The 9328-nt window shown below is 74.4% G+C and carries 9 protein-coding genes; all 9 read right to left on the bottom strand.

Annotated features, from left to right (window positions below):
* Window positions 1-245 precede the first annotated feature (245 nt).
* Window positions 246-1193, bottom strand: a complete 948-nt coding sequence (locus E2C05_RS24550; protein ID WP_133222276.1) for a hydroxymethylglutaryl-CoA lyase — start codon at window positions 1191-1193, stop codon at window positions 246-248.
* Entirely contained in the window at window positions 1193-2428 is a 1236-nt protein-coding gene (locus tag E2C05_RS24545) for a CaiB/BaiF CoA transferase family protein (protein ID WP_133222275.1), read from the bottom strand. The genes E2C05_RS24550 and E2C05_RS24545 overlap by 1 nt, the downstream gene beginning before the upstream one ends.
* Window positions 2421-2801 carry a VOC family protein gene (locus tag E2C05_RS24540; protein WP_133222274.1) on the bottom strand — a complete coding sequence of 127 codons (381 nt, stop codon included), beginning with the start codon at window positions 2799-2801 and terminating at the stop codon, window positions 2421-2423. The genes E2C05_RS24545 and E2C05_RS24540 overlap by 8 nt, the downstream gene beginning before the upstream one ends.
* Before the next feature lie 10 nt (window positions 2802-2811).
* Window positions 2812-3786, bottom strand: a complete 975-nt coding sequence (locus tag E2C05_RS24535; RefSeq protein ID WP_133222273.1) for a Bug family tripartite tricarboxylate transporter substrate binding protein — start codon at window positions 3784-3786, stop codon at window positions 2812-2814.
* 71 nt (window positions 3787-3857) lie between these two features.
* The gene (locus tag E2C05_RS24530) at window positions 3858-4799 is read right to left on the bottom strand and encodes a LysR family transcriptional regulator (protein ID WP_158292348.1); all 942 of its coding nucleotides are present in this window, start codon (window positions 4797-4799) and stop codon (window positions 3858-3860) included.
* Window positions 4800-5012: 213 nt separating this feature from the next.
* Window positions 5013-6065: an Ldh family oxidoreductase gene (locus E2C05_RS24525; protein WP_133222271.1), complete on the bottom strand. Its 1053-nt coding sequence runs from the start codon at window positions 6063-6065 to the stop codon at window positions 5013-5015.
* 303 nt (window positions 6066-6368) lie between these two features.
* Entirely contained in the window at window positions 6369-7079 is a 711-nt protein-coding gene (locus tag E2C05_RS24520; RefSeq protein WP_133222270.1) for a pirin family protein, read from the bottom strand.
* Between the two features lie 104 nt (window positions 7080-7183).
* Window positions 7184-7780: a GNAT family N-acetyltransferase gene (locus E2C05_RS24515; RefSeq protein ID WP_133222269.1), complete on the bottom strand. Its 597-nt coding sequence runs from the start codon at window positions 7778-7780 to the stop codon at window positions 7184-7186.
* A 135-nt stretch (window positions 7781-7915) separates the two neighbouring features.
* On the bottom strand, window positions 7916-9328 hold a 1413-nt coding region (locus E2C05_RS24510), incomplete at its 5' end, for a metal-dependent hydrolase family protein (protein WP_192912515.1).

Below are 9328 nucleotides of genomic sequence, written 5' to 3'. Positions count from 1 at the left end.
GGCGGGCCGCAGGGCCAGGCGCTGCGCCACCGGGTGCCCTGCCGCGGGCAGGCGGGCCGGTGCCGCCGTCGCATCGCGCCCCTGCGGATCCGGGCCGGCCCGCCGCCCGCGCCCCGACGCCGTCAGGCGCAGCGCGCGGGGCTGGAGCGGTTTCCGTTCGCGATGGCTCACGGCAACCGCTCTGGTCTTTTGCTCTTGCGAGCATCTTCACCCGATCAGGCGAGTCCACCTGATCGGGATCTGCCCTAGGCCTGGGCCTTCGCCGCGGCGCCGGCGGCTTCGGGCACCGGGCAGGCCCCCCGCGATGCCAGGGCCGCGCGCGCCCGCCCGCCCGCCGAGGCACCCGGCAGCGCTGCGACATCGGCCGCGATCGGCAGCAGCGCGTCCAGCGCGACGCCGGTGGGGATGCCCATGCGCTCGAACATCCAGACCACGTCCTCGGTCGCCACATTGCCCGTCGCCCCTGGCGCGAAGGGGCAGCCGCCGAGCCCGCCGGCCGCCGCGTCGAAGACCCGGATGCCCGCCTGGTAGGCCGCATAGGTCGTCGCCAGGCCGAGCCCGTAGGTGTCATGCGCGTGATAGGCCCAGGCGGCGACGTCCGGGCAGCGGGCCGCGGCGGCCGAGGCGAGCTGCGCGACATGGTCGGGCGTCGCCCGTCCCGTCGTGTCGCAGAGGCAGATCTCCACATCCGGCCGCAGCGCCGCGAGCCGGCCGATCAGGTCGAGCACCGGCGGCACCGCCATGCGCCCGTCGAAGGGGCAGTCGAAGGCGGTCGCCAGGTTGATCCGCACCGCGACATCCGCCGGCAGCGCGTCGAGCATCCGCGCATAGTCCTCGGCCGACTCGGCGACCGGGCGGCGGACATTGCTCCAGTTGTGCGCCTCGGATGCCGAAAGCACATAGACCAGGAAGCGCGCGCCGGCGGCGACCGCTTCCCGCGCGCGCTTCGCCGTCGGCACCAGCACCTGCGGCCGCAGCCCCGGGATCGCGGCGGCGGCCTCGACCAGCGCCGCGGCGTCGCGCAGCTGCGGGATGGCGGACGCGCTGACGAAGGACCCGATCTCGATCCGCCGAAGGCCCGCCGCCGCGAGACGCCGCACGGTGGCGATCTTGGTTTCCGTCGGGATCCAGGGCCCGATCGGCTGGAAGCCGTCGCGCGGCGCGACCTCGACGAGGTCGACGGTGGCGGTCATCAGCACACTCCCTCTTCGCGCAGCGCGGCGATCTCGCCCGCCCCCAGTCCCAGCGCCCCGAACACCTCGTCATTATGCGCGCCGACCGGCGGCCCGGCCCAGCGGATGGCGCCGGGATCCCCGGGCAGCATCGGCACGATCCCCGGATGCAGCATCGGCCCGAGCTGCGCATCGACCACCTCGCGCACCATGCCGCGATGGCGCAGCTGCGGATCGGCCGCGCAATCCGCGATCGTATAGGCCCGCGTCGCCGGCACGTCGGCCGCCTCCAGCAGCGCCTCCAGCGCGGCGCCGTCATGCTGCGCGGTCCAGAGCCCGATATCGGCATCCAGCGCCACCACATTGGCGCAGCGCGCCTGGTTGCCCCGGAAGCGAGGGTCGTCGGCCAGCTCCGGCCGGCCCATCGCCGCGGCCAGCTTCCCGAACAGCGGGTCGGAATTCGCCGCGATCAGCACCCAGACGCCGTCGCGCGCGCGATAGGCATTGGTCGGCGCCGCCGTCGCAATCCCGCCGCCGGTCGGCTGCCGGACCGTCCCGAGCGCGCCGTATTCCGGCAGCGCCCCCTCCAGCAGCGAGAAGATGCTCTCGGTCAGCGCCACGTCGAGGCCGCGGCCGCGGCCATCGCCATGCCTGCCCGCATCGCGCTTCCACAGCGCCGCCATGATCCCGAAGGCGGCGTAGATGCCGGCGATGCTGTCGCCGATGCTGATGCCGACCCGCACCGGCGGCAGGTCCGTGGTGCCCGGCGGATGGTTGGTTAGGTGCCGGAGCCCGCCCACCGCCTCGCCGATGACGCCGAAGGCGGCGCGGTCGCGCTGCGGCCCGTCCTGGCCGTAGCCGCTGATCCGCGCGATCACCAGGTCGGGCTTCGCCGCCCGCAGCGCCGCCTCCGCCAGCCCCATGCGGTCGAGCTGGCCGGGGCGGAAATTCTCGACCAGGGCGTCGCTGCCGGCGACCAGCCTGAGGAGGATCTCGCGCGCCTTCGGCTTCTTGAGGTCGAGCGTGACGCAGCGCTTGTTGCGCGCATGCACGCTCCACCAGGCCGACTGGCCCTTGTGCCGCGCCCCCCATTGCCGCACCGGGTCGCCGGCGCCCGGCGGCTCCACCTTGATCACGTCGGCGCCCAGGTCACCGAGCAGCCGCGTGCAGAAGGGGGCCGCCACGAAATGCCCGAGCTCGAGCACGCGGAGGCCGGCGAGCGGCCCGGTGGCAACGGGGACAGCCGCGTCAGGCATATTCCGAGACCTCCACCAGGTTGCCGTCGGGATCGCGCAGGTAGATCGAGCGGATCGGGCCGGTCGCGCCGATGCGCGGCGAGACGTCGCGCTCGATCGCGAAACCCTCGCACCGCAGATGCGCCGCCACCGCGGCCAGCGGCCGGTCCGCGATGAGGCAGAGATCGGCGGTGCCCGGCGCGGCGACGCCGGCGCGCGGCAGGATCGGCGGGCCCGCGGCCTCGTGCAGGTTCAGCTTCTGCCGCCCGAAGGCCAGCGCATGGCGGCCCTCGCCGAAGGTTTCGGCGCGCATGCCGAGGCCGCGGACGTAGAAGTCGCGCGTGCGGGCGAGGTCGCGGACGGTGAGGACGAGATGGTCGATCCGGTCGATCATGGCGTTCCCCTCAATCGGCGGTGATGTTGCCGCGGCGCACCACCTCGGCCCATTCGCCGAGTTCGCGCTCGACCCGCGCGCCGAGCTCGGCCGGGGTCATCGGCCGGACGACGGCGCCCTGCTCCTCGGCCTTGGCGCGGAAGGCGGGCGTCGCGGCGATGGCGCCGATCTCGGCGGCCAGCCTGCCGACCAGCGGCTCCGGCAGCCGCGCCGGCGCGAAGACCGCGAACCAGGCCTCGGCGTCGACGCCGGGCAGCCCGGCCTCGGCGAAGGTCGGCACGTCCGGAAGCGCGGGATGGCGCTGCCGCGCGGCGATCGCCAGCGCCCGCAGCTGGCCGGATTGCAGGAAGGGCATGGCCGGCGGCGGCGTCGTCAGGAAAAGCTGCACCCGACCGGCGATCAGGTCCTGCATGACTGGGCCGGTGCCCTTGTAGGGGACGTGCTCCATCTCGATGCCGGCGCGCTGCTTCAGGAGCTCGGCCCCCAGATGCTGCATGGAGCCGTTGCCGGAGGAGGCGTAGTTCAGCCTGCCGGGATTCGCCCTGGCATAAGCGATCAGCTCCGCCAGCGTCCTGGCCGGCACCGACGGATGCACCAGCAGCACCTGCGGCGCATCCATCAGCAGCGCGATCGGCGCGAGGTCGTGCCGCGGGTCCCAGCCGAGGGCCTTCACCACCGCCGGCGTGCCGACCTGGTAGCCGGAATACTGCACCAGCAGCGTATGGCCATCCGGCTTCGCGCGGGCGACCGCCTGCGCGCCGATCGCGCCATTGGCACCGGCGCGGTTGTCGACCACGACCGGGGTGCCGAGGCGCGTGGCCAGCGGCTCGGCCAGCAGCCGGGCGGCGAAGTCGGTGGTGCCGCCGGCCGCCGTCGGGACGACCAGCGTGACGGCCCGGCCGGCCGGCATCTCCTGCGCCCCGCCGGGGCGGGCGAGCATGGCGAGGCCCAGCAGCGGCAGCGCCGCGCGGCGATGGATCAGCATGGCGTTCCTCCGCATCCCTGGCGGCAGGCTGCCCCGGCCGGCCGGCGGGCCGCCATGCCTCTCTCGGCAAGTCAGCCTTCGCGGATCGGGAATTCGCGGCCGAGCAGATGGGCGGCGAGCAGCCGGGCGGCGGCCGGCAGCGCCTCGGTGTCGCGCCGGACGCAGAGCGTCAGTGGGCGGTGCGCCCAGGGCTCTTCGATCGGCCGCAGCACGACGCCGGGGCCGGCATCGCGGAGCGCGGTATCGGGCAGGATCGCAACGCCCAGCCCGGCCTCGACCATGCGGCGGACGCCGTCGAAGCTGGCGACCCCGATGCGCTCGCGGAGCGCCGTGCCGAGCGCTTCGGCCTCCCGCCGGTAGAGCTGCTGCAGAGCCGATGCGGCCGAGAGCCCGACGAAAGGCTCGGCGGCCAGGGCTGCGAAGCGCAGGGGCGCCGCGTGCCGCGCGAGCGGGTGGCCGCGCGGCAGCACGGCGACGAGCCGGTCCTCCCGCCAGGGAATGAGGTGCAGCTCGGCCGGCGCGTCGCGCACCGTGCCGGAGCCGAGGCCGAGATCGGCCGCGCCGATCCGGACCGCGTGCAGGATGTCGCTGGTCCAGCGCTCCTCCAGCGATACCTCGATCCCCGGATTGGCGGTGAGGAAGCCGGCCAGCGCCCCCGGCAGGAAGCCGGCGACGGCGGAGATGTTGGCATGCAGCCGGACATGGCCGCGGGCGCCGGCGGCGAAGGCCTCGACATCGGCGAAGGCGCGGTCGAGCAGGTCGAAGAGCGGGCCGAGATGGCGGAGCAGCACCGCACCGGCGGCCGTCGGCTCGACGCCGCGGTCGTGCCGCCGGAGCAGGGCGGTGCCGAGGCGGGCCTCCATCTCGGCGATGCGGCGGCTGAGGGCCGAGAGGGCGAGGTGCTCCCGCTCGGCGGCGCGCGCCAGGCTGCGCTCCTCGACCGCCGCCTTGAAGACCCGCAGCGTGACGAGGTCGAGGCCGAGGGCCGACCAGGACAAGGGGGTGCGCGGCATGCCGAAAATCCTCGCTGCGGGCGGGCATCCTGGCGGGTCAGGCGGCGATCCGGCCCATGGGGCGGGGCAGGCCGGGCCGACCGGTCTCCCAGGGCCGCGGGACCCGGGACCGCGTCCCGCCCGTCGCCGGCCCACCTCGCCGCCCATGACATCCGGGCGCATCCGGGCGCATCCGGGCAGCGGCGCCACCGCGGGCGCCGCTGCCCCGCGCGGTCAGCCGAAGCCCAGTTCCCCCGCCACGCCCCCTTCCCGCGCCAGCGCCCCGAGCTTCGCCCAGGTGGCGTCCTCGATCTCGATGCCCTCCGCCGCGCGCTGCGTCTCGGCGCGGTGCTCCACCTCGCCCGGGTAGAGCACGCCGCTGCTGCCCTTGGCCGGCCTGGTGTCCTTCAGGTAGTGGGCGAAGTCGGCGACGTCCTTGCGGAAGGCCAGCAGCGGCCGGAAGGCCTCCACCTTGATGGCGATCAGGAAGCAGCCATCGTTGTGCCGCCCCGTCGGCTCCACCCCGAAGCCGAGGCCGGTGAGGATGCCGCAGAACACCTCCCCCATCGCCGCCAGCGCGGTGCCCTTGTAGCCCTCCCCCGGGCCGCCGAGCGGCAGCAGCGCGCCGCCCTTGATCTTCGCGGGGTCGGTGGTCAGGTCGCCCTCGCTGTCCACCACCCAGCCGCGCGGGATCTCCTGCCCGCGCGCCTCGGCCAGCTTGATCTTGCCCATCGCCACGGCGGAGGTGGCGAAGTCCATGCAGAAGGGCCCGTCGAGGTCGGAGGGGACCGCGATCGCCCAGGGGTTGGTGCCCAGCCGCGCTTCCCGCCCGCCGAAGGGCGCGACGCCCTTGGGGCTGCGGCCGCTGTCGGCCCAGGCCATGCCGATCATGCCCGCCTTCGCCGCCATCAGCGGGTAGCTGGCCAGCCGCCCGACATGGCCCTGGCGGAACACCGTGCAGGCCGCGATGTTTTCCGAGTCCGCCTTCTCGATGGTGCGGGCCATCGCCTTCTCGTTGATGACGTAGCCGAAGCCCCAATTGCCGTCGACCACCGTGGTCGTGCGACTTTCCTGCACGATGGTGAAGGGCGCGCCGGGGACGATGTGGCCGACGCGCACGCGCTCGATGTAGTTCGGCAGCATGATGACGCCGTGGCTGTCATGGCCGGCCAGGTTGGCGTTCACCACATGGCGGGCGACCGTCACGGCCTCCTCCTCCGGCACGCCATTCGCCAGCAGCAGCGCGCGGCCGATCTTTCGAAGCTGCTCCGCCTGGACCTTCGGCATGTTCCCCTCCCGCAAGTTCTGCGCGCGAGGGTCGCGCCAAAGCGCGATGCGTGGAAGGGGGCAGACCCAGGCCGGCCGGCACCGGTGCCGACCGGCCTGATCGTTGCGCAATCATTGCGCCTGCGCGCGGCCGCCAAACCGGGTCCCCGTCGCGGCAAGGCTGCGACCGGGACCCGGCAACCCTGCGCGCGATACCGGCCTGCGGATGCCATGACGTCCGCAGGCCGGCATCGCGCCGGTCCAGGCCGGTGCCGGCCTGACGGGGGAGTTCGCGGGGGGCGACGCCCCCCGCGATGCCCGGGGCTACTCCTTCGCCACCTCGACCAGCACCAGCTCGGCATCCTCGCTGGCGGTGATCTCGATGACGTCCTCGTCCACGATGCCGGCGCCGTCGCGGGCGTTCAGCGCCACGCCGTTCACCGTCACCGCGCCCTTGGCCGGCACCAGATAGGCGGCGCGGCCCTCCGCCAGCGGCTGGCGCAGCACCTGGCCGGGCTTCAGCGTCGCGGCCAGCACGGCGCCGTCGACGTTCAGCGGCAGCGCGCCGGTGCCTTCGTCCTGCGGCCGGCCGCTCGCCAGCACCTCGAAGCCGGCCTCGCGCGTCGCCTTGGGGAAGGCCTTGGCGCCCCAGTTCGGCTTCACGCCGCGGCGGTCGGGGATGATCCAGATCTGGAAGATCCGGGTCGTCTCCGGCTCCAGGTTGTACTCGCTGTGCACCACGCCGGTGCCGGCGGACATGATCTGCACGTCGCCCGCCTCGGTCCGGCCCTCGTTGCCCAGGCTGTCGCGGTGGGTGATGGCGCCGTCGCGGACATAGGTGATGATCTCCATGTCGCGGTGCGGGTGCGGGTCGAAGCCGGTGCCGGCGGCGATCTCGTCATCGTTCCACACCCGCAGCCGGCCCCAGTTCATCCGGGCGGGGTCGTGGTAGCTGGCAAAGGAGAAGTGGTGCTTGGCGTTCAGCCAACCATGGTTGGCGCCGCCGAGGGTCTTGAAGGGTCGGACATCGATCATCGTGGGCCTCTCGCCGGACGGGCTTGTCGTCCGTTGGCGGCGTAATTGGGCCGGGCCGGCGCCGCCCGCCATGCCGCCCCGGTGATGGCGGCCATTGGGGACGGCTATGGGCGCGGCGCGGGAGGGGGGAGGGCGATGCGGAAGCGCAGCCCCTCCCCGCCGCCGAGTTCGGGGCCCTTGGCGAAGTGCCGCAGCAGCGTGCCGCCATTGGCCTCGATCACCCGGATGGAGGCGGGGTTGTCCGGGTCGGTGGTCAGGTCCACCCAGGGCAGGCCGAGCGGCGCGATCTCCGCCAGCAGCAGGCCGAGCGCGCGGGTGGCGTGGCCTTCGCGCCGCCGCCAGGGCACCACGGCATAGCCGACATGGCCCAGCACATGCGGCGGCAGGTCCGGGGTGCCGGGCTGCCAGCGCATGCCGATGGACCCGCAGAAGCCGCCATCCCAGATCCAGCGGCGGAAGCCGGGCAGGCGCGGCCGGACGCTGCCGTCGGGCAGGGTGACGGGGCCGCCGCGCGCCTCCGGGTCGTCCAGGCTGGCGAGGAAGCCGGCGGAGTCGCGGGCGATGAAGTCCAGATGCTCCTTCGCGGTGGCGGCCCGCAGGATGTTGTCGGGCGACCAGCCGCGCTGCAGCGCGGCGACATAGTCCGGCAGGTGTTCCGGCCCCGGGCGGACCAGGCGCGTGGCGCGGGCGGGATGGTCCATGGCGGCACCTCCTCCGGTCCTTCGTCGCGGCGGCCGACGCGAGCCCTCCGACGCCAGCCCCCCGACGCGAACCCCGCCGCCTGGCCCGGCCGGGTCGGAGCCACGGCGCCGGCCGCGCCGCGGCGGGGAGAGGCGTCAGGCCGGCAGCGTGTTCTTGTAGAGCCGGCCATCCTTCATGATGAGCTTCAGGTTGGCCTCCGGGTCCTCGATCAGCCGGATGTCGGCGACCGGGTCGCCGTCCAGGACCAGCAGGTCGGCCCAGGCGCCCGCCTCCACCACGCCGACCCGGCCGGGATAGGGGCTGCGCGGGCCGGACAGCGCCAGCAGGTCGGCATTCACGCCCGTCGCCATCCGCAGCACCTCGGCCGGGGTGTACCACCGCGTCATCTTCGCCAGCTGCCGGCCCTGCCGCCCGGCCAGCCGGGCATCGAACAGCGCATCCGTGCCCCAGGCCGTCTTCAGGCCGAACCGCCTGGCGAAGCCGTAGGCGGCATCGGTGCCACGGGTCATCTCCAGCTGCTTCGCCCGGTTGGCCGAGCCCGCGGGGAAGGGGATCGCGTCCTCGTCGTCGAGGAAGGGCTGCATGCTGAGCCAGGTGCCCCGCTCCGCCATCATCGCGGCCGTGCGCTCGTCCATCAGCTGGCCGTGGTCGATGCAGCGCACCCCGGCGCGGATCGCGGCCTGGATCGCCCGCGGCGTGTAGGCATGCACCGTCACATAGGTGCCCCAGTTCTCCGCGGCATCCACCGCCGCGCGGAACTCGGCCTCGGTATACTGGGCGACGTCGAGGGGGTCGTGGTCCGAGGCGACGCCGCCGCCCGCCGCGAGCTTGATCTGCGACGCCCCGAGCATGAGCTGCTCGCGGACGCGCCGCATCACCTCCACCGGGCCATCGGCGATGGCGCCGGCGCCGAGCTGGTCGCCACGGCTGGGCGGGCTGAGCGGCGTCGCCGGCAGCTCATGCGGCTGACGGAAGTCGCCATGGCCGGAGGTCTGCGAGATCATCGCCCCGGACGGCCAGATGCGCGGCCCGGGCACGAGGCCCGCATCGATGGCGCGCTTCAGGCCGAAGGACGGGCCGGCGAGGTCCCGGATGCTGGTGAACCCGCGCATCAGCACGCGCTCCGCCTCGCCGGCGGCCATCAGGGCGATGTAGCCGGGATCCGCGGTCATCAGCGTGGCCAGGTCGGCCGAGGCCATCATGACGTGGTAATGCGCGTCGATCAGGCCCGGCATCAGCGTGCGGCCGCCGCAGTCGATCACCCGCGCCCCGGCGGGGGCCGAGCCGGCATCGGGCGCGACCGCCGCGATCCGCGCGCCCTCGACCACCACCCGCAGCCCCGGGCGCAGGCCGTCCGACCTGCCGTCGAACAGGCGGAGATTGACCAGCGCGACCGGGGCGGAGGGCGCGTCCGGCACGCGCGCCCGCGCGCCGCTGCCCCAGGCCATCGCGGCCGCGGTCAGCGCCGCGCCGCCGAAGCCGCGCCGCGAGAGCCTGGCCGACAGCAGCGCATCCAGCCGGGCCATGGCAGGCGCATGGCAGAGGCA

The organism is Paracraurococcus ruber (genome assembly GCF_004353985.1).
Lineage (GTDB): Bacteria > Pseudomonadota > Alphaproteobacteria > Acetobacterales > Acetobacteraceae > Paracraurococcus > Paracraurococcus ruber.
The sequence above is the reverse complement of the archived record's forward strand: the minus strand, read 5'-3'. Positions and strand labels throughout refer to the sequence as shown.